Raw genomic sequence first — 21,380 nt, forward strand, 5'->3', positions numbered from 1 at the left:
AGATTCAAACCCAAAACGGCTATCCGATCCGCGTCGGACGCTGGGCTTCTTGCGGGTTGCGCCAATCGATTCCGGACAACAGGTAGCTCATCTGCGCCGGAGAGATCGTCACTGCTTCGCCCGCAACCGAAGGCCAGATGAACCGCCCTCCCTCCAGCCTTTTAGTGAACAGGCATGCTCCCTGGCCATCGTGCCAGATCACCTTCACAAGATCGCTTCGGCGACCGCGGAAGACAAACAGATGACCGCTGAGCGGGTCCTTGCGCAGCACCTCCTGCACCTGGAGTGCCAGCGTTGGAAAGCCTCGGCGCATGTCCGTGTAGCCTGTCGCAAGCCACACGCGCGCGCCCGTCGGAACCGGGATCATCGGCGTACCAAAGCATCGAGAACGCGACGTAGTGCGTCTCCATCAACGTCGCCATCGACCCGGATGCGGTGCCCGCTACCAAGGTCGATCTCGATGATGCCCAGGCTCTTCCGTCGACGCGCCGCCGTCGTCGTCAGCGGCGCTTCGGCCACCTCCCGCGGCGGCACAGACGGCCCAATCTCGACCGGCACGAACGGCGCTATACTCGCTTCAGCGTGCTTGCAAAGCTCTTTGCGCCACCTGAACAGCTGGCTTACATGAAGGCCAGCCATGCGAGCCACCTCGGAAACGCAGGCTCCGGGCTCGAGCGATGCTGCAACAAGCCGTTCCTTCTTATCCTGCGACCACCGGCGTCGCCGCTCGACCGATGTGATCACCTCCGCCCTCGAAACCGTCATAGCGCTTCTCCTAGGATTACCCCTAGGACCTGCAGCGTTCGCGTCCGTCAAACAAGGCGGCCCTCAACGGAGGAATACCATCGTTCGACTGGGGCCAGGGGAAGGAAGCCTGATCCGATCTTGTAGAGTTCCTGGTCCGGTCTGCCGGACTGGCGATGTCTCGCTGGGACGGTGTTGTGGCGGCCTCGGTCAATCAGGCGGTGGCGGCTCGTCCGCACTCCGCTGCAAACGTTGAGGCGCCCGACCCCGACATCATCATGAGGCGCTGCGCGACTTGGAAAGGACCATGATCCCAGCGAAGACCTCAACCAGCCCCGGCGATCCAATGCACGTATCAGCCGGCCCGCGCCGTCTCCGCAATCCGGACCAGCTCCGACGGCGCGAGCACTACCACCGTGCCGTGGGCGAGTTCAGAAATGTAAGTTTGACAACAAACCGCAATTAAAGGGCCGATTGACACCCAGCGCGCGCGTACGCAGGCGAGGCAATCGCGGCTTCCCGGAGATCATGATCCGCGAGCGCCCTGCTAAAGCTGCCGAAGCAGTGCCGGGACATCGTGAGTGAGACCTCCTCCTCGGTGTTGGCAGCTCGGCAATCTGCAGGCCGTCCGAACGCACGAAAGGCATCACGATGCTATTGCACCGTTCGTTTGGCGGGGTTGGCGAAGCGCAGCGCCTGGTGGCGAGCGACGCAGCTCTTCGAGTAAGGTCAGGCCCTCTTTCACGACCCCGGCCGGAACGACAGTCCCACTCAGGACGCCAGTCGAGGACACCGAGTGCCGTTTGTCGTGTGTCAACTATCAACTCTCGCAGTTGATGGAGAGAACGACCCATGCAACCGTAACGATCGGATACCACCGATGCAGGTCGATTAACATCCGGAGAGACGCCCGTGCCATGCGGCGCCACGTCCATGGATGAAAAATGCGTACAAGCAGCGGCTGATCATCGACAAATCAAACGGGCGGATCCTTCGTACAGTGATGTTTAATAATGACGAGTGACGGCACAGAATCTTCGCTCCGCATCTGGCTCGCCGTCATCGTGCTAGGCATCGCCTCGTTTCACATCGTCTTGGCAGAGATAGCACCTATCGGGCTGTTGTCTCAGATTGCTCGCGACCTCGGACGAGATCAGGCAGCGGTCGGGCTCACGGTGGCCCTCTATGCCTGGATCGGTGCTGCCAGCGGTCTGTTGTCACCCGTTCTGCTTCAGAAGTTTCCTCGCAAGCCGCTACTCATCGCCTTGACTCTTATCCTTTCCGCAACAACGTTTGCGGCGACGATGTCTCACACTTTCGAAGGGTTGTTGCTGGCACGCACGGTGGGCGCTGTCGTTCACGGTTTCTATTGGGCCATGGCGGCTGTGGTTGCGTCTAAGATTGCGCCGTCCCGCAGTATGGGTGTTGCGACGGCAATCGTATTCGGCGGGATCTCGATGGCGACCGTTGTTGGCGTGCCGCTCGCGAACTTCGTCGGTCAGGTGAGCGGATGGCGTGCAGCGTTCAGATTGATTGGCGCCATCGGACTGATCACCTCAGCCCTGATGGTGGCAGTTCTTCCGAAAATGCAGGCCGGGACGCCAGCGGGATGGAGAGAGCTTGGATCAGTCTGCCGCAGGCATGACCTGTTGGGGATCTATGCCGTAACGACATTCATGGCGGCGGCGCATTTCGGGGCGTACACATTTATAGAACCATTCCTCAACGAGATTCCAAATGTTGCCCAAGTCATGATTGGCGCGCTGTTGTTCGGCTTTGGCGGAGCAGGATTCCTGGGGAACATCCTGGCGGGCGTCCTCATCGACCGCTTCATGAAGCCCATCATCACTGCGGGGCTGCTTGCTCTGTGTCTGGCGCTCGTTGGCCTTGGATGGTTTGGTCCCCAGTTGGGGACAGGCCGGGTCCTTGTCTTGCTGGTCATCTGGGGCGCGGCCGTCGCGGCGCTGTTCGCGGGACTCCAGACCTGGATCCTGCGCGCCGCCGGTTCGACAGTGATGACTGCTGCCGCGATGCACTCGGCGGTCATCAATTCGGCCATCGGCTCCGGAGCCGTCCTTGGCGCCCAGGTGTTGACTGTAGCCGGCCCATCAGGAGTGATGCTGGCAGCTGGTATGGTCATCATCATCCCTCTGCTGATAGTTCTCCCGCAAGCGGCCCCAGAGGGTGACCTAAAAAAGGGGGCGTTGCTTGATGGATAACGCCGCAGCCGTGCGCACGGCGCGGATCGCCGCGTGCCCTACCACGAATGTCGCACGAACCTTCCGCTGGTGCGCGAGCGTTGGACCAAAATGTTCGTGCAGCCCGGCGGACCGGCCGAAGGGGGTGAAACACCACGCCAGGCCTTGCCCGAGAACTCGTTGAGGAACTCGGCATCGAAGTTTTTGGCTATGTACGCGAACATCTCGGGGGATTGCGCCGTTGCGGCATTGCGAGGAGCATTCGGTCGAGCGGTCTACCGCACTGCGGGACACTTTTGCATTCTTTCCACAACAATGTCTCTGTCCTGAGATTACCCCGCATTCTAGCATCATAATTGACGCTACCGGACAGACGGGCAAGCTCGCCTTCTTCATCCCGTGAGCGTCCTCACGCTGGCGTGTGACGCGCTTCTCGATGATCGGTCCTATCGCGCTCAACCGAAGGCGCTCTTTGCTGGCTCTTCCGAGGCGCTGCCGAGCAGCTGAGCCATCATCGCCTTCCTGCGCGAAATGAGCAAGCTGATGACGTCTACTTGCGTGCTTTCCTGATTGAGCGCTCACCAGCATCACAATGGCATTCCAACCAGCGACTCGATCAATTGCGTCCTTAGACCCACTGGGATCTCAAAGCCATGGTCTAGAACTGGGCTTACTGTCAATGAACTCGCATGATGGTGCCGAAGACGAGACTCAAGATCGGCGCGGCCTCTAGATCAAGATTACGCTCTTGAGCGCATTGTGGCAGGTCGCTTCACTCGTTTCGGGATGGCCGTCGCATTGGATCATCGGCCGGTGGTCGGACGTGTCTGCGGATACCCATATCCGCGAACTCGCAGGCACCTACACATCGATGCCCGCGTCGGCCAAAACCACAGGCTCAAGAGGGAGCTCATGCGCGGCGGCCATCGCGTCAACTTCTGACCTCATGCACAAAGGCGGCGCACTCATCGTTGATAAGAGAGAAGGCGCGGCTACGTCCATGATCCAATAGGTGCGTGCACGAAAATCGAGCTGTTCCAGAAGCTCCTAAAATCGGGCTGCAGTGCGGAGGACTCAAAACTGCGGACCGCGGAGCGGCTCGCTAGTTTGATGGCGGTCGTCTGCCCTCTCAGCTGGCGCGTCCTCTGGCTCATCATGCTCAATCGTACGGCCCGGACGCATCACCGAAGATCGCCTTCACAGACACCGAGATCGTATTGCTCGATGAACTCATCAAGGACGTCGGCATTCGACGAGGTCGCCTTGGAGCCCCCGCATTCTACTTGACCGAACTTGCACTATTGGGTGGCGACCTGGCCAGGGCCGCCGATCCGCCACCCGGAAATGTTGTCATCTGGCGCGGACTCTCCAGACACACCGGATCGAACTCTGCGCCGAAATTGGAGCGGTTGGAAATGTGGATAAATGAAGTGTCGTCGAACAGTTCCACCGCTGCGGCTTTGGAATCGGCTGTTTGCGCAGTAAGCGCGAGTTTCCGGTGCACCAACCTGTCGAGTAGATTGACTCGCCGCAACTGAGAAAACGGACTAGTGGCTCACCCGATAAAAATCCATTAGCGTAGGCTTCCTATGTTTAGTTTGCCTGATTTGCGTGTACTGGAAGTCGCGGCCGTCGTCATCGAAGAGGGCAGCATGAGCGCGGCCGGCCTCAGACTTGGCATCACTCAATCGGCCGTTTCACAAGCGATGAAGCGCGCGGAGGCGCATATTGGCGCGTCCCTCGTCCGTCGCGATCGTCGTCCCCTTGAGCCCACGGAGGCGGGGCAAGCTCTGCTCACCCACATGCGCGAGATAACCCTGCGCGTCGGACGAGCTGTCGAGGAAATGCGGGCCGCCGCAGCGCGTCCCGAACGCGAGGACCTTCGGCTCGGGATGATCGACACGTTCGCGTCCACAGTGGGACCACTGTTGGTCCGCAGCCTCATGGCGGGTTCAATCGCGCTTCGCGTGAGCGCGTATTCGGGGCTGGTACCCGCGCACGCAGAGGCATTGATGCGCAACGAGATCGATGCAGCTGTCACATCGGATCCAATGGAGGGCGTTGACGAAGTTACCCACTTACCCCTATTGCGCGAGCCATTCCTCCTGGTAGCACCGATTGCTTGGGCGGATACTCTTCGCGATCGTCCACTGGACGACCTACTACTCGAGCACCGACTTATCCGCTACACCGCGCGTTCGCACATGGGAACGCAAATTGAACGTCATCTCCGGCGTCTAAGGATAGAGCATCCGCAGACGATGTCGTTCGACACGTCGGACTCGCTACTCTCGATGGTCGCCAATGGCATGGGCGTGGCGATTACAACACCCCTGTGCATATTGCAGGCTGCCGTCCATCGGCCGGCGCTCGAAGTCATGCCATTGCCGGCGACCGGCCTCTCGCGCACGATCGCGTTGGTGACTAAGCAAGGCGGATTAGACACGTTGGCTGCGCGAATAGCGGATGATGCTCGTGTGCTCCTGCGGAACTGGACCTTGCCCCAGATCGCGGCTCAAATTCCTTGGATGGCTCGTTCCGTCGGCAGCATCGTGTTGGATCCGCTCGCTCACGAGGACGCCGCCTGCCGGTGCGTTGCGGGTGGCCCACCCGGAGACTCTCGACGAACACATAACCCTAATTAATCATACTTATTAGCCTCCATAACATCTCCGATTTTAGCTTTAACTCTCGCCCGTGTTCGGAGAAAGTTGTTTGCGTAGCGTCCGGAACCCGGGATCAGAGATGTCAGCGACTCGCACCGAAATAGACAGTCTAGGAACGCGCGAGCTGCCGCTGCGCGCCCTGTACGGATTGGCCTCCCTACGTGGGAGCGAGAATTTCGACATCTCACTCCAGAAGCTCGGTGATCAGCCGGCACTTCTTCGGGCACTAGCGCGCATCAAGCGCGCCGCCGCGGCGGCGAACCGTGAGCTCGGAGCCCTCGACGCCAAAGTAGCAGGAGCACTAATCGCGGCTGCGGACGAGGTCATTGCTGGTAAACACGATGGGCAGTTTATCATCGATTTGCTCGAAGGCTCCGGCGGCACATCGATCAACATGAACATGAACGAGGTTCTGGCGAACCGGGCCCTGCAAATTGTCGGTGAAAAGCCCGGCCGGTACGACGTGATCCACCCAAATGATCACGTGAACCTTTGCCAGTCGACGAACGACGTGCTGCCCTCGGCGCTCAAGTTGGCGGCGCACGAAAAGTCCGGCGATCTGGTGGGTGCGCTGGAACAGGTGGCGGCCGCTCTTTCGGAGCGGGCCATTGTATTCGCTGACGTATTGCGCGTCGGCCGCACATGCATGCAGGCCGCCCAGCCGATGACGCTCGGTCAGGCGTTCGGCGGTTACGCATCGGCGATCAAGCGGCTCTCCTTGAAGCTGTCCGTAGCGCGCCAGGAATTGATGGTGCTTCCCCTCGGAGGCACTGCGATTGGCACCGGGCTCGGAGCAGTGCCGGGCTATCGCCGTGCCGTCTATGGACATCTTGCGGCAATCTTGGGCCACGCGGTACGCCCAGGCGACGACATGTTCGATGCCATGCAGAACGCCGACGCCTTCGCACGCGTGTCGTCGGAAATCCGCATCGCAGCAGAGGTAATGGCGAAAATCGCCTCTGACCTGATCATCCTTTCCTCTGGGCCAAATACGGGGCTTGGCGAATTGCGGTTGCCCGCTCTCCAGCCCGGTTCTTCGATCATGCCAGGTAAACTCAATCCAGTCCTACCAATGATGATCCAGCAAGTTGCGTTCGCTATCGTGGGCAACGACGCCGCAGTATCTCTCTCAGCGTTGAGCGGCCAACTCGAAATCAATCACTTCGAGCCAGTCATCGCCTCGCGCCTGTTCGATTCGATCGAGCTTTTGACGCGATCGGCCAGAATATTTGCCGACCAATGCATCTCGGGGATCCGGGCAGACCGGGAACGGTCGCTCAGCAATTTGATGCAATCTTCGGCTCTTGCGACCGTGTTCGTACCGCGCCTTGGTTATGAACAGGTATCGACACTTGTGCTTACAGCCGCTGAGCAAACGCGGCCGTTCATCGAAATCGCGATCGACCGCGGGCTTCTGAACCGTAGCGCGGTTTTGCAGATGCTGCACGAGAGCACCCGTTATCGCGAGAATGCCGCATGAGCCGCGATTCTGCACTTGCCCTTGTACGCGAAGGGCTCACGAGCATGCCGCGAGTCGATGCACAAGGCCAGAGGATCAACCTACGAAGGTCATGCCACAGCCAACTCGCCATCGCCCTGTCTCCAACCCGATGCGGCGGATGAGACGATGCGCCGCGATCGAGAGGCCGCTTGTTCATAGGTCAGTGCTCCGGCCTCTCTTCAAGTCGTGCTTATACGGACGCGCCTGGCCGAAGCGCCAGGGGCAGTGATCGGCAAAGTCAGCAAACACGTAAGACATTGTCGATAACGTATTCTAACCATTCGCGTGGGGCCGTCCCGGCCTCCGCCAATCTTCACATCCTGTTCCGCCGGTAGCCCGATCAAGATGTGCAAGTTCTCCGATAGCTGGTTACGGCCTGATTCACCTGATGGTACATTCACGATGCGTGATCGAGTCCCGCAGGTTCGAACACGGGCCCAACATTTTTTCGTTCGCTGCCGTACTCAAGACGGCACTGAGGCACGCGAAATCCATCCGATGCCGAGAGGCAGCTGCGCGCGTCAGAATCTCATCCGTCGTCTCGACTGGGCCCAGCTGAAGTTTCCCCACTCCCAGCCGTTGTTTATGTCGTATGCGACATTCGGTTTGAGTATAAGGTAAGATCAATCAAGATGCTCTGGCTGTAGGCCTTGTCGATGACCGTGCCAGTGTTTACCTGGTTTGTAGCAAAAGTTAGCATCACCTTTTGTATTGGCGCCATTGCATTTAGCTGCTTGCCATAGAGTGGCAAAGCGCAAAGGGGTTCGCATTTCCATTCACCAATTCGGAAACGCCGCATGTTACTGGTGTGACAGTCAGTTCTCGATTGAGATCACCCCCGCTTCACGGCCGACCACATTGCCACTGCCTTGGGGCGCTTCGACTTCCAGCCTCTGGCCGATATCAATGCCGTAAGAGCTGACGCCCTTAATTTGGCCGTTAGGGCGCGCAATCGGGCCGCCAAGCAGTTTTGGAGTGGCGATCAGCACGGCGATCGGCTGGATGAAGCGGGTCGATGAGACCGGCAGCGTTGCTCGGGGCCAGATGGGTTGGAAAACCATTACCTTTCTGGCGGCCCTGCGCCATGACCGGATCGATGCGCGATGGTTCATCGAGGGACTAATCATGGCGTGAGCTTCCGGATCTATGTGGAGAAGGTTCTCCTGCCGACCCTTCGGCCCGGCGACATCGTCGTCCCGGACAATCTCGGCAGCCACAAAAGCAAAGCCGTGCGTCAGCTCATCCGCTTCGCCGGAGCAAAGCTCCTCTTCCTGCCAAAATACTCACCCGACCTGAACCCCATCGAACAAGTCGTGCCAAACTCAAGCATCTGCTCCGCAAGGCAGCAGAATACAGCACCGAGAATGCGATCGTCACGAAGAGCATGAACTTCGCAGCCCTCAATATATGAGCATAGTCGCGTGCGCCCCAACCGAAACCCAGGATAGCTTGAGCGCCAATACAGAACCCGGTGATAGGCAGTGCGCCGACTATCAAGATGCGCACAGCTATTCCAACCGCGGCGATGGAATCGTCGCCGAACGGCGCAGCAGCTCCGTACAAGAGCATAACGGCAAGAGCAGATAAGATACTCGTCATTGTCGCCGGCGCGCCTACCAACGCGAGCTGTCTGATGCGATCTGCTCGCAATGATATGTGAGATATCCTGACGAGAACCGTCCCGCCAAGCTTCGTAAAATACACGATATACAGTCCGACAGCAGAGATCTGAGACACCAGCGTTGCGAGGGCTGCGCCTCGCACGCCAAGGTCAAGTGAAAATATGAAGACGGGATCAAGCACAGCGTTCAGGATAAACGCGGTCATCATCACCCACATGCTAAATCGTGTATAGCCTTCGGCTCTTACAATGAACCCGCTGACGGTATTTAGTAGCATCGGGGTGTACCCCAACAAAACCGTTCCCGCGTAGTCGAGCGCCACGGGCATGATGGTTGGGGTTGCTCCGAGCGTTGCAAATATCCCTGGCAGATTTGGAAGCAGAGTGAGGGTGACTATGATACCGATCGGAGCGGCCAGCGCGAGTGCCGTGCTTGCGCCTCGACTCGCTTCTAGGTACTCACGAGCGCCCAGATGACGAGATATGAACGACGCTGCTCCAACACCGATCCCCTGTCCGGCTGCGGCGAGCAGGACCACGATCGGCAAGGTCATGCTAACAGCTGCGATCGCCTGCGCGCCTAGGGCGCCAACAAAGATCGCATTGACGACCTGCTGCAGCGCATGGATCGATAATCCAACAACAGACGGAATGGCGAGCCGCAGGATAAGACTCAAGAGATTCTGGTCCGATAGATCGACGTGCTGTTTTTTCTTTGGCATCACATTGCGCTTGCTGTCGAGGGCGAATTCTGTATTCGGTCCATTCACGGACAAGTGAACTTTTCCAAATTCGACGATGGCGTACTCAGCGCAATCCTCTCCGGATCTGCTCTGGCAAGCCGTGATCGCCTGGATAGGTTGACGTTTTCAAAGCTGATTTTTGCCTGGGCATACGCCTCCCGTCAGTTGTAGCGAATACTGACTGAGGTGTTCAAGGGTCGCCCCCAGGTTCTGCTAGTCATATTGTGCCGTTCCGCCCTTTGGTTGAGCATCGTGCCGGTTGCGTTCACTTCTCGGGATGATGATCGGCGGGGAAACGCGGCCAGACCCTAGAGCCTCAAGTTGGTTTTGGCATCTACCGGATCTTGTAGTAGACGCTCCATCATCTGCATGGCACAAGCAATGAACGTGCTCAGAACCACTGTGGTGGTTCGATGATGTCCTGCAATCTGTACACGATATCGGGTTCCTCAGCGCGATCGAGACGAACGGCAGGCTGCCGGCCCCGGCCAGCGTGGTGACTTGATTTGCGTCAGTAAATCGCGCCGCGCTGGCCGTCACTCGCGGACACGAACTGAAAATTCGTATGGCCGCAACCGGCAGCCTGCCAGACCGGTTCGATGAGCGTGGCTTGGACAATTTCTGCTTCGATCGAAAGACCACCCTGACGCCGTCGAGCGGCGGGCTATCGCGTACTGTCTGGCTCAGCCGAAATGGCGGCTTAGCGTGCAGTCCCACAAACACTCGGCATCACATGAAGATATCCCAAGCATTTAAGTTCGAGGCAGCGCACCGACTTCCAAACGTCCCGCAGACACATCGCTGTCATCGGGTGCATGGTCATTCCTATCGCGTCGAGGTCGTGCTGAACGGGGCCGTCGATCCGCACACCGGATTCGTAATGGATTTCTTGAACTTGGAGGAAGCGTTTGGCCTTCTTATAAAGAAGCTCGATCACCATTGCCTGAACGACGTCCCGGGACTGGAAATCCGACGGCGGAAAATATCGCCATCTGGATCTGGGAGCACGCGAAACCGCGCCTCGCCCAACTCTCGAGCGTGAGGGTGTACGAGACGACGGATAGTTGGGCGGAATATGACGGGCCCGATCGCTGAATTCGGCGCTCATTTGGGACTGTGTCGATGCGGCGCGCCTGTCGTTCTTCGGCTCAGAAGCGGACTTGCTCGATCTGCGATTCGGCTCTTCATCCGCCACGCCCGCGGCCAGATTTCCGCGCTCACAGAAGAGCCCTTGGATCCGACCGGAGCGCCCGGTTTGGCTATGAGGACACCCATCACGTGACCGCATTCGAAAGGCTTCCGGCCAAACGATTCGGAATCCCGCGTTGTGCTAACCGCGGAACGATCTGAGGGATTCGTCCTCAGGAGCGAATTCGATGCTGATTGTACCGGCGAGACGACCCGCCATCCAGGACGCTGCGGCTGGGCGACTTGGTGCTGCAGCAGGTCGGCGCTAGCCGCCAATGCGAGGAGCACGGGTGGATGCAAGATCGCGCAAGCCCGCATGTGCGCGAGCGTGCCATAGACATCGCCGTCAATACCCCCCGTTCGACGCTTCGACGGGCGAAGCCTCAATTGACGCTGGCGAGGTGCCGGACTCGAGCGTCCGCGCTGACTGGTCACGGATGCATCCCTTGGCCGACTGGTTATTTCCACCCAACCAATAGCTGCGGACGTAAACCGGGCGAACAGCTGTCCACAGGAACCGATGCCTCGCCCCGCCGCATCCGATAGAGTGCAGTCAGGCCCGCACCGACCGGGGGTTCATCCCGGGAACCTCCGATCCCCAAACCTTAGCCGAAATGGCGGCCGCGCTCGCGTAATCGCCGGACTATCGCGTCTTGGCCGGCTCGTTTCGCGCCCAAAATTGGCGGGGACTGAATTTCTTGGCAACTATCTAAGCCTGCAGCACATCAGCGGTCTCTTTTCAGACAGCAATTGCAGCGCGGTCAGGAAGTGAATAATTCTCCACCAAGAACCAATTGAAAAATGGGTACACCACCCATTCGGGGAACATGGATTCTGTCCCTGTCCCGGGCGACGTCAATCTTGCGAGTTATGCTGCCGTGATGTCCGGCAAATCACGTGGCGGTGGCCTGCTCGGTCAGGTAACAACAGCATCCGCCTGTCGGAGCAGAAACGGATCCGTGACGCGCTCTTCGCCGAACACATGATTCCCCCCAAGCTTCGCACCACCGGCTTGAAGCTCCGGACGCGCAAGGGACCGTGAAACCCTCCCAGGCATCCGTCGCTCACCACATCTGCACAATGAAGCGGCCGTATTTGGTCGCGATGTAGTCCTTCACCTCGGGCAAGCAGTAGATCGAGACGAAGCGCAGCAGCCGCGGATCATCCTTCCTGTCCGCCGCCATGAATTGCAGGCACCCAGTGCGATCAAGTTACCGCGGTCGGCGAGCAGCGCCGCTACGCTAGCGGCGCGATCGAGCAAACCCGAGTTGATCGTTAGGATCATCGCTTGGCCAGGTGGGCATCGGATGCTCCGATGAAGGTGAGCTCGGCGGCGTTCTGGACGTGATCGGAACTCGCGTCGGCGCGGTGATCCGACGCGATCGCGACATAGAGCGCCGGCAGCACGAAAAGCGTGAACAGCGTGCCGATGGACATGCCCGCGACGACCACGAGCCCGATCGAGAAGCGGCTCGCGGCGCCAGCACCCGTTGCGGTCAACAAAGGTAAGAGGCCCGTGACCATCGCCGCGGTGGTCATCAAGATTGGGCGGAGGCGGACGCGCGCCGCCATCTCGATGGCCGAGCGGGAATCGAGTCTCTCCTTGAGCTGCAGCTGATTGGCGAACTGGACCATCAGAATACCGTGCTTGGATATCAGCCCAGCCAATGTCAACAGTCCGATTTGGGTGTAGATGTTCATCGTCGCCAAGCCAAAGAATAGCGGGATTAAGGCGCCGGCGATTGCCATGGGAACGCTGAACATGATGATGAGGGGATCGCGCAGACTTTCGAACTGCGCCGCGAGCACCAAGAAAATGACGATGAGTGCAAACGCAAAGGTGATGACTAGTTTGTTACCCTCCTGCACATATTGACGGGCGTCCCCGAGGAAGTCGTGGCTGAACTCTGCGGGCAGTTTCATTGCCTCGACGTCGAGGAAGTCCACAGCCTGACCGATCGTGACTCCGGGCATCGGTACGGCTTGGAAGGTCGCGGAGTTGAGCTGGTTGTAGTGGGTGAGTGCGTTCGGATTGGTCGCAGTCTCGATGGAGACCACGGTCGATAGCGGCAGCATCGAGCCCGCCGCTGTCTTGACATAATAGCTCCCAAGTGATTCCGGCGTCAGGCGTTTCTCGCGCGGCACCTGCGGGATCACTTCGTAGGAGCGGCCCTGCAGGTTGAAGCGATTGACGTAGTTTCCGCCAAGGAGGGTCGCGAGCGCGCTACCGACGTTCTGCATGGTGATGCCAAGGTCGCTCGCCTTGGATCGATCGACCTTGATTCGCACCCCCGGCTGGTTGAACTCAAGGTCAGAGTCGCTGACCATGAACAGACCGCTCTTGCGCGCGGCATCCTTCAGCTCCGACATCTGCTCGTAGATGTACTGGAAACCGAGCGTCGACTTGATCACCATCTGCACTGGTAAGCCGCCGGAACCGCCCGGAAGCGGCGGCAAGCTAAAGGCAAATGCGTTGATGCCTTCCAGTTTGGACAGCTCGGCCTGGACCAGCGATTTCAGCGCGATCGATGAGCGCTTGCGCTCGGCCCAGGGCTTAAGCAACATCCCGGCCATGCCGCCCTGCGGACCGCTGATGCCGTTGAGCACGAAGCGAAAATCCGTCTCGGGAAACTTCTGGAGTGCCTTGTCGAGCTTGGCGCCGTAATAATCCAGGTAATCAATATTGGCGTATTTCGGCGCTTTTGTCAGTGCGAATACGATGCCCTGATCCTCCTCGGGTGCGAGTTCCTTGGAAGTGTGCATATACAGAAAGGCGACGAGGCCCAGCATGGTCAGCGCAAACAGCCCGGTAATCGGGCGATAGTCGAGCGAGCGGTCGAGCTTGCGGCCGTACCAGCGCGTCATAGCGCTGAACACACGATTCACAAACTTTGCAAACCGCCCCTCTTCAGCGCTCTTCAGGAAGACCGCGCACATCATGGGCGACAGCGTCAACGCGATCACGCCCGACACGATCACCGAACCCGCCAGTGTAAACGCGAATTCGCGGAACAGCGCGCCGGTGAGGCCGCCGAGAAAGCCGATGGGCGCGTACACGGCGGCCAACGTAATCGTCATGGAGAGGACGGGGCCGACGATCTCGCCCGCGCCGTTCGTAGCGGCCTGCGCGGGCGACGCACCTTCTTCCATATGGCGATGAACGTTCTCCACCACGACAATTGCGTCATCAACCACAAGACCGATCGCAAGCACCATCGCAAGGAGGGTCAGCAGATTGAATGAGAACCCCAGCGCCAGCATCATACCGCAGACGCCAATAATGGACAGCGGAATGGTGACGACCGGAATGATGACAGACCGCAGGGAGGCCAGGAACAGGAAGATCACCAACACCACGATCGCGACCGCCTCAAGGAGCGTCTTCTCCACCTCGTCTACCGATGATTGGATGAACTTGGTGGAGTCGTAGGCCACTTCCATCTTCAGCGATGGCGGCAGGCTGCGCTTCATTTCTGGAAGCAGTGCCCGAACGCCTCGCGCTATGTTCAGTGGATTACCTTCTGGGCTCGCCTGCACGGCGACGAAGATCGCGTGTTCGCCGTTCATCGCGACGCTGGCGTTTGTGCTCTGCGCCGCAAGCTCGACTGTCGCGATGTCCTCCATGCGCACAAAGCCGCCGTCGTTGGCTTTGACGATCATGCGCTTGAAGTCATCAACACTCCGCAGATCAGTGTTGACCGTGACGTCGGAGAGAGTGAAATAGCCCTTAGTCTGGCCGGCCGCAGCCTGGAAGTTGTTGGCCGCGATTGCAGCCGAAACATCAGCTGGCGACACGCCGTGGCCCGCCATTCTCGCGGGATCGAGCCATAACCGCATCGCAAAACTCTGGCCGCCGAGGATGTCTGCCGCTGCGACGCCGTCTACAGTTGACATAATCGGTTGCACCACGCGCGAGAGATAGTCGGAGATCGCGCTGGCCGTCAGTTCTTCGCTGGAGAAGGCGATATACATGACAGCTGTAGTCTGACCGGCAGATTTGGTGACGACCGGATCGTTCGATTCCTTAGGGATTAAATATTTGACCGAGTTGACCTTGGAGAGCACTTCAGTGAGCGCCTCGTTGGGCTCGAAATTGAGCTTGATATAGACCTGGATCGTCGAGGCACCGAGCACCGAGGAGGACGTAATGTAATCAACGCCTTCGGCCGAAGCGAGCGCTTGCTCAAGGGGCGTGGTGATGAACCCCTGGATCATGTCGGCGGAGGCGCCAGGATAAGAGGTTGTGATATTGACGACCGTGTTGGTCAGCTTAGGATACTGCCGGATTGGCAAAACGGTGGCCGCACCAATGCCGGTCAGCAGGATCAGGAGACTGACGACGATAGACAATATCGGACGTTTGATGAAGAGCTCGGTAAATGCCATCGCGATGCTCGCATTCAATAGACTGACGGAAATTCGCCAGTAAGCCAGGCTACAGCAACAGTCATCAACGCGGCGACTGTGGCTAGGGGGCACCTTCTCAGGGTAGAGCCCCATGTTTCTCTTAAGCTAGCAACCGCCCCGGGGGGTCCGGCTCGAACCAGTAGAGCTGAGCCTCTGGGCAAAGCCGCAGACAATGTAAAGAGTCAGCTCCGTCGTAGCAGCCGATGTCCAAGATCACTGGGTCTTGCTTCTGGAGGAAGCACACAATGTGCTGATGGACCTCCAACACTTATCAACTCAGCTTAGGATTTCGCGCCGCCCCACCCTTCGGACGATCCAGCTTCGACGCTGAAACTACAGACAAGCCGACGGGCAGCTCAACTCTACAGAGGTAAGCGGGGGATATAGAACGGGTTGCATAACCTATACCAACGTTTGTCGACGAGCGGCGCCCGCATGAGCCGCGCGAGACTTGTGATGTTGTCCGAGAGCACAGGCGTTTTCCTTCGGTCTTGTGCTTCACGATGAACCGGCCATCTCGGGTCCGCCCGCAAAGTAAGTGAACCCCAGGAAGGCGAAGGTCTCGGCCACCGCTCGCTGCGCGGCTGACGCGGGAGGGCCGCGAACCGCGCCAAACTCGATCAACCGGGTTTTGTCCGCATGGAGCGCCGGCCAGTCGCGCCTTGAGGGCCAAGAGCATTTCCTGGGCATCTGCCTTGCTCTCGAAGCCGATGACGAAGTCGTGCGCAAAGCGCACGGTCACAACGCGACCGCGTGCATGGCGACCGCTCCAGTGGTCGACCCAGCGATCGAGGAGGTAATGCAGGAAGATGTTGGAAAGGAGCGCACTGATCCTGCCCTTTGCGGTGTGTGTCTTGCTTCTCGCCGCTCTCAAGAACGCCAGCTCGCAGCCGCAGCTCGATGAGCTGCAGGATACGAGGATCGGCAATCCTGTGCGCCACCATCCGCAGCAGCCACTCGTGGTCGACCGAATCGAAGACACTGGATATGTCATGATAGCCGGATGCAGGGCATCAAGCTCCATCTGAGGATTCCGCCCCGGCCGGAAGCCGTAGGAGAACCCGAGGAATTCGACCTCATAGGCGGCGCTCAACACCTCGGCCACCGCGCTTTGGACGATCTTGTCCTCTAGCGGCCGGCACACCGAGAGGCCGCCTACCCCGTCGGCTTGGGGATGTAGACGCGCCGCACCGGCTGTAGCCGGTAGGGACAGTGTGGACCCGTGCGCAGAGATCGCGGATTGGTCCGTGAGCCCCTCTTCGTACTTTGCCTCCCTTATCCCATCGACCTCCGCGCCGGCCTGCGGGCTTTTGTCGTCGAAACGCCCGAAGCAGAGCGTCTTTCTCGATGTGGTGCAGCAGGGCTGTGAACCGGTTTGGACATATGTCGGCATGTTCCCCAAGGAGAAGGCCATGGTTCGCCTCATTGGAGCGGTCCTGCTCGAACAGAACGACAATGGGCCGTCCAGCGCGCCCGTTACATGACGCTGAAAACCATCGCGCCTTTGAGCGATGATTCGAGCGTCAGCCTTCCGGCCGCCAGCTGAGCGGCCCGGCCCTCTTGCCGGCGAACCGGTTGCCCGAGCGCCAGTTACAGCATGCTGAGGAACACGAGTATTTCTGACAGTGCTTTTCGCGCCTTACTGCGGAGCTCACGAAGACGCGATTGCTAGCTCTTGGAGCCTCGACGCAAGAGCGATCGAACAAGCGGAATAAGAAAAGACCCAATCATCGAAGGCTCCTTGGGCTCGGACCACCGCGTCTGGGCTGAACGTTACAGTTCGCCGGGGCTCTGCGGCAGCCACTACAATCTGTGGGGAACCGAGGACGGCTCCTACGCACCGGGCACCCGCACCCGCACCCGCACCCGCACCCACCCGCACCCGCACCCGCACCCGCACCCGCACCCGCACCCGCACCCGCACCCGCACCCGCACCCGCACCCGCACCCGCACCCGCACCCGATAACAAACTTACGCCGCCGCCACCCGCAAGTATTTTTACTCTGCTTTGCTTAGCATTTCTGCTCTGGACTACGCGCCTCATCGCCAGGAATGCCCTCACGCACGCTGCGGCACTTGACGAATTTCATTTTCATTCGACGCTGCCGAAGCCAGCATGAGGGACGCGTTGCGAGTAATCGCTGCGGCTTGGCCGTAGCGCAGCGCGGAAATTTACGCTAGCTTCCGCTCGCGAGTTTGCAAATGCCTACCCGCATCCGATCTTTCCGAAGACAACGAGCGACCATTCGACCGCTTGCCCCCTCCCATCCTCAGAGCTGGGATAATCCGGACAATGAGGAAATCTGGTTTGAGTTGGCGCGCGCCATCGGACGTCAGATCGCACGGGATGAAAATCATGGCTCGGGGCAGCCGATAGAGGACCGGCATGACGACACCGTCATCGAAGAAAACGGCCGTAATATACGCGCGCTATTCGAGCGACATGCAAAAGGCGAGCTCGATTGACGGTCAGCTGTTACTCTGCCGCAAGGTCGCATTGCGCAACAACCTCGATGTCGTCGGCGAGTTTGTGGATGCCGCAAAATCTGGTCTTACCGAAGGTGCGCGGGACGGCTATCAGCGCTTGCTCAACGGTGTGCGAAGCCAGCAGTTTGACGTAGTCGTCGTTGAGCATTTCGACCGCTTGTCGCGCGATCCCGCAACCATCCAGCGTCTCAAGCAGGTTTTCGAGTTCAACGGCGTTGAGTTGATGGATCAGAAAGGAGTCTACGCGACCGCCACTGACATTAGCATCGCAAGTCTGTACAACACGATTTACAAGCCGCAGCTCGCCGAAAAGGTTCGGCGCGGCCATGACAACGCTGTTGCGAACGGAAGAATTCCGGGCTCATACGCCTATGGTTATCGGCCGAGGCCGGGCGCGCCCGGCGAGCGCGTAATCGATGAGAACGAAGCAAAGATTGTGCTCCGCATCTTCAAAGAATATGCAGCGGGCCGCTCGACCCGAACTATCGCCGCTGACCTCACCCGCGAAGGCGTGCCCTCACCAGGGGCAACTCGTCACAAGAACAAGGCGGGTCGCACCACCTGGAACCATCAGTGCATCACAGGCGGTCGGCATGGTCGCGGCATTATCGGCAACGAACTATACATCGGCGAGATACATTGGAACGTTCGCTCGACAATTCTTAACCCAGAGACGCAGAAGAAACAGAAGCGCCGCAATCCAGCAGAACGCCACATTATCGTCAAAAAGCCAGAGCTGCGGATCGTTCCGCAAGGGCTCTGGGATCTGGCGCAGAAGGTTCGTAGGGTGCGCGCGGTATCTATGTTCGGACCGACTGGCCAGCCGCGGCGTCGCGCCGTGAGTCCGCGCAACAATGAGCACCCGCTTGCCGGTGTGCTCCGGTGTGGCGTCTGCAATGGCCATATGCGAATCGCTCAATCCTCGCGTAACGGTGCGCCGCGCGCGGCATGCGCGAGCGCGCATCAGCGGGGCACCTGCGAGCACACCCGTAGCTTTGATATGGACGTTCTGCTCGAGGATGCCTCCGAAAAAATCCAGGTGAAATTGCTTTCGCCGAAAGCCATTGAAGAGGCGATGCGTACTTGGAAGGAGGAGCGCAAAAACGATCGGAACAATGGCAGCGAACACAATAAGCTAGAGCGTCGACGCCGCGTATTGACTACCGAGATCGAACGCCTCTCTTATGCCATCGCAAATAGCCGCCGCAAGCCGGACGAATTGCTCAAGCGGATCGATGAGTGCGACCTGGAGCGGGAAAGCGTTGAAGAGCGCTTGCGGCTGCTGGGCGGTGGCGGCGAAAATATAGTTGGCTTCGATCGCCCGAAATTCAGTGACCGATACTCCTCGGAGGTTAGAAGGCTTATCACCGCGCTCAAAACCAATCCGAAGGCGATCGAAACTCGCATTGCCTTCCGCAACTTGATTGAATGCATAGTAGTGCATCCGGTTCGCAAGCGGATGCCCTACGAATATACGCCCTACCTGAACAGCTCCGCGCTTTACGGAAGGAACCTTTTTCGCGAAAACCGCAGCAAGGAGCGAGAGATCAGCACGTTTGCATACTACGACAATGGCAAGTCAGGGAAATCCGTGTCCTCGTAATAGACGCGGACCTGCATATGGTGGCGGCCGTCGCGGATCTCGCCGTCGAGATGAGCTGTCACGTCGCGAGCCTCTTCGCTTTTCGGTAACCAGCCCGTTTTGCGCAAAAACGGCCGGCTGCGCAAGCGCGGCTAGACCACCGCCGGCCCACGCCCCAGCGTCACCTCGACGATCTCCGGCGGCACGCCGACGCGGAGCGGCATGATGCTGCAACCGAGGCCGCCGGAGATGATGACGTCGCATTTGATCCGGACATGGCCATAGGCGAGCCGGAGGCCGTGCTGTGGCGGAACCGCCGGCGACCAACCGAGCAGGCGGACCTGGCCGCCATGAGTGTGGCCGGACAGTTGCAGCGCGATGCGGGCGGGCACGCGCGGCGCGATATTGGGCTCATGCGCGAGCAGGATGATCGGCGCGTCGTCGGTGACCTTGGCAAGCGTCGCGTCGAGATCGTCGGCGCCGAAGCGTCCCGTGCTCCGGAAGCGTCGCGCCGGCAGAAAGGCGAGTTGATCGCCAAGGCCGGCGAGCCAGAATGCACGGCCATCCTTGGCGAGCCGCACGACGTCGTTCTCGTAGACGGGAATGCCGGCCGTCTCCAGCGCGCGATGCGCGACCGTCGGCCCGTGTCCAGCCTGCTGGACGATCCTGTCCGCCCAATAGTCATGGTTGCCCATGACGGCATGGACGCCGAGCGGCGCTTTCAGGCCGGCCAGCACCTTGGCCCATTCGCTCGCCGGAATGATGCGCGTGACCTGGTGCAGACCGGCAACATAGTCGCCGAGCAGCACGATGATATCCGCATTCAGCGCATTGGTGCGATCGACGATGGCTTCGATCCGCTCCAGCGACATCCAGGGATCGCAGGCATGGATGTCGGCGATCACGGCGATCTTCAGCGGGAAATCCGCCGGCCATTGCCGCGGGGTTGGATGATAGCGGGTGACGCGAAGCCGCAGCACCGGCTCGACGCCGACGCCATAGGCCGCGGTCGATGCGCCGAGGGCGGACAGTCCGCCGATGGAACGGATGAGGTGACGGCGCGTGATCATGGCAGCCTGATCGTGATGCAGCTTGTTGATGCGACCCTATTGAAGCGGAAATGGGGTGCTTTTGTGCAGACCCTCTGCACGAAATCACCGGAAATTCATGACGGCCCGACCGTCCGTACTTGCGCAGATCAGTCGTCGCTCTCGTCGGTGCCGAACAGGCCGAACTGTGCCGCCGCATCGCGCGATGGCTCGCTGATGCCGAGATGGCGAAAGGCGTGCGAGGTGAGCAGGCGGCCGCGCGGAGTGCGCTGCAGATAGCCGCACTGGATCAGATAGGGCTCGATGATGTCTTCGATCGCATCGCGCGGCTCCGACAGAGCGGCGGCCATCGTCTCGACGCCGACCGGGCCGCCGCCATAGTTCTGCGCGATGGTCGTGAGGTAACGGCGGTCCATCGCGTCGAGGCCGGCGGCATCGACCTCGAGCGCGCTCAGCGCGTGGTCGGCAATCTTGCGATCGATCCTGTCGGCATCGGCCGCCGAAGCAAAATCGCGCACGCGGCGCAGCAGCCGGCCGGCGATACGCGGCGTGCCACGCGCGCGTCGCGCGATCTCGTTGGCGCCATCCGCGCTCATGCCGACGTTGAGCACGCGGGCACCACGGGTGACAATGCTTTCCAGCTCCTCGATGGTGTAGAAATTCAACCGGACCGGAATGCCGAAGCGGTCGCGCAAGGGATTGGTGAGCAGGCCGGCGCGGGTAGTGGCGCCGACGAGGGTGAATTTCGACAGCTCGATCTTCACCGAGCGCGCCGCCGGACCCTCGCCGATGATGAGGTCGAGCTGGAAATCCTCCATCGCGGGATAGAGCACTTCTTCCACCGCCGGGCTCAGGCGATGGATCTCGTCGATGAACAGCACATCGCGCTCTTCGAGATTGGTGAGCAGCGCGGCGAGATCGCCGGCCTTGGCGATCACCGGGCCTGATGTCGCGCGAAAGCCGACGCCGAGTTCCTTGGCCACGATCTGCGCCAGCGTGGTCTTGCCGAGGCCGGGGGGACCGACGAACAGCACGTGATCCAGCGCCTCGCCGCGCTTGCGCGCCGCCTCGATGAAGATGGACAGATTCTTGCGCGCCTGCTGCTGGCCGACGAAGTCGGACAGCGATTGCGGACGCAGCGCAGTGTCGCCGACATCGTCGCTGCGGCGCTCGGGCGTGACCATGCGGTTGGC

General features: G+C 59.8%; 10 protein-coding genes and 5 pseudogenes. 7 read left to right on the plus strand and 8 right to left on the minus strand.

Features of this window, described 5'->3' with window-relative positions; genetic code table 11:
- Positions 1 to 19: 19 nt before the first annotated feature.
- Both tnpB and tnpA read right to left on the minus strand, forming a co-directional pair.
- Positions 20 to 367, minus strand: a complete 348-nt coding sequence (tnpB, locus tag BcanWU425_RS33950) for an IS66 family insertion sequence element accessory protein TnpB (RefSeq protein WP_204513322.1) — start codon at positions 365 to 367, stop codon at positions 20 to 22.
- The gene (gene tnpA / locus BcanWU425_RS33955; protein WP_085383740.1) at positions 364 to 765 is read right to left on the minus strand and encodes an IS66-like element accessory protein TnpA; all 402 of its coding nucleotides are present in this window, start codon (positions 763 to 765) and stop codon (positions 364 to 366) included. Before tnpA ends, tnpB begins: the two co-directional genes overlap by 4 nt.
- A gap of 992 nt (positions 766 to 1,757) precedes the next feature.
- Here tnpA and BcanWU425_RS33960 point away from each other — a divergent pair.
- The 3 genes from BcanWU425_RS33960 to BcanWU425_RS33970 all read left to right on the plus strand — a co-directional run bounded on the left by BcanWU425_RS33960 (position 1,758) and on the right by BcanWU425_RS33970 (position 7,088).
- On the plus strand, positions 1,758 to 2,963 hold the full coding sequence (locus BcanWU425_RS33960) for an MFS transporter (protein WP_231189487.1): 1,206 nt from the start codon (positions 1,758 to 1,760) through the stop codon (positions 2,961 to 2,963).
- Between the two features lie 1,568 nt (positions 2,964 to 4,531).
- Positions 4,532 to 5,587, plus strand: a complete 1,056-nt coding sequence (locus BcanWU425_RS33965) for a LysR family transcriptional regulator (RefSeq protein ID WP_204513320.1) — start codon at positions 4,532 to 4,534, stop codon at positions 5,585 to 5,587.
- A 100-nt stretch (positions 5,588 to 5,687) separates the two neighbouring features.
- On the plus strand, positions 5,688 to 7,088 hold the full coding sequence (locus tag BcanWU425_RS33970) for an aspartate ammonia-lyase (RefSeq protein WP_204513319.1): 1,401 nt from the start codon (positions 5,688 to 5,690) through the stop codon (positions 7,086 to 7,088).
- Positions 7,089 to 7,924: 836 nt separating this feature from the next.
- Here BcanWU425_RS33970 and BcanWU425_RS33975 read toward each other — a convergent pair.
- Positions 7,925 to 8,098, minus strand: coding sequence for a hypothetical protein (locus tag BcanWU425_RS33975; RefSeq protein WP_204513318.1), 174 nt, complete (start codon positions 8,096 to 8,098; stop codon positions 7,925 to 7,927).
- Positions 8,099 to 8,159: 61 nt separating this feature from the next.
- On the opposite strand from BcanWU425_RS33975, the pseudogene BcanWU425_RS33980 reads away from it, so the two are divergent.
- Positions 8,160 to 8,472 (plus strand): annotated as a pseudogene (locus BcanWU425_RS33980) (transposase); the annotation flags it as partial.
- Between the two features lie 38 nt (positions 8,473 to 8,510).
- Here the strand turns inward: BcanWU425_RS33980 and BcanWU425_RS33985 are convergent.
- Positions 8,511 to 9,452, minus strand: a pseudogene (locus BcanWU425_RS33985) (MATE family efflux transporter); the annotation flags it as partial.
- Positions 9,453 to 10,206: 754 nt separating this feature from the next.
- Between BcanWU425_RS33985 and queD the strand changes: the two are divergent.
- Positions 10,207 to 10,568 (plus strand): annotated as a pseudogene (queD, locus tag BcanWU425_RS33990) (6-carboxytetrahydropterin synthase QueD).
- Between the two features lie 1,374 nt (positions 10,569 to 11,942).
- On the opposite strand, the gene BcanWU425_RS33995 reads toward queD, so the two are convergent.
- On the minus strand, positions 11,943 to 15,047 hold the full coding sequence (locus BcanWU425_RS33995) for an efflux RND transporter permease subunit (RefSeq protein WP_007605558.1): 3,105 nt from the start codon (positions 15,045 to 15,047) through the stop codon (positions 11,943 to 11,945).
- A gap of 1,406 nt (positions 15,048 to 16,453) precedes the next feature.
- On the opposite strand from BcanWU425_RS33995, the pseudogene BcanWU425_RS34005 reads away from it, so the two are divergent.
- Together BcanWU425_RS34005 and BcanWU425_RS34010 are read left to right on the plus strand one after the other, a co-directional pair.
- A pseudogene (locus BcanWU425_RS34005) lies at positions 16,454 to 16,614 on the plus strand (IS256 family transposase); the annotation flags it as partial.
- 841 nt (positions 16,615 to 17,455) lie between these two features.
- Positions 17,456 to 19,159, plus strand: a complete 1,704-nt coding sequence (locus BcanWU425_RS34010; RefSeq protein ID WP_085385089.1) for a recombinase family protein — start codon at positions 17,456 to 17,458, stop codon at positions 19,157 to 19,159.
- Here BcanWU425_RS34010 and BcanWU425_RS34015 read toward each other — a convergent pair.
- From BcanWU425_RS34015 to ruvB, 3 genes and pseudogenes are all read right to left on the minus strand, one after another.
- Positions 19,141 to 19,221 (minus strand): annotated as a pseudogene (locus BcanWU425_RS34015) (acyl-CoA thioester hydrolase); the annotation flags it as partial. The gene BcanWU425_RS34010 and the pseudogene BcanWU425_RS34015 sit on opposite strands and share 19 nt — an antisense overlap.
- A 69-nt stretch (positions 19,222 to 19,290) precedes the next feature.
- A complete protein-coding gene (locus tag BcanWU425_RS34020) occupies positions 19,291 to 20,208 on the minus strand; it encodes a metallophosphoesterase (RefSeq protein WP_204513317.1) in 918 nt (305 codons plus the stop codon).
- A 128-nt stretch (positions 20,209 to 20,336) separates the two neighbouring features.
- Positions 20,337 to 21,371, minus strand: coding sequence for a Holliday junction branch migration DNA helicase RuvB (gene ruvB, locus BcanWU425_RS34025; protein WP_018454589.1), 1,035 nt, complete (start codon positions 21,369 to 21,371; stop codon positions 20,337 to 20,339).
- Between the last annotated feature and the right edge of the window lie 9 nt (positions 21,372 to 21,380).

Source organism: Bradyrhizobium sp. WU425, from assembly GCF_021052305.1.
GTDB classification, from domain to species: domain Bacteria; phylum Pseudomonadota; class Alphaproteobacteria; order Rhizobiales; family Xanthobacteraceae; genus Bradyrhizobium; species Bradyrhizobium canariense_D.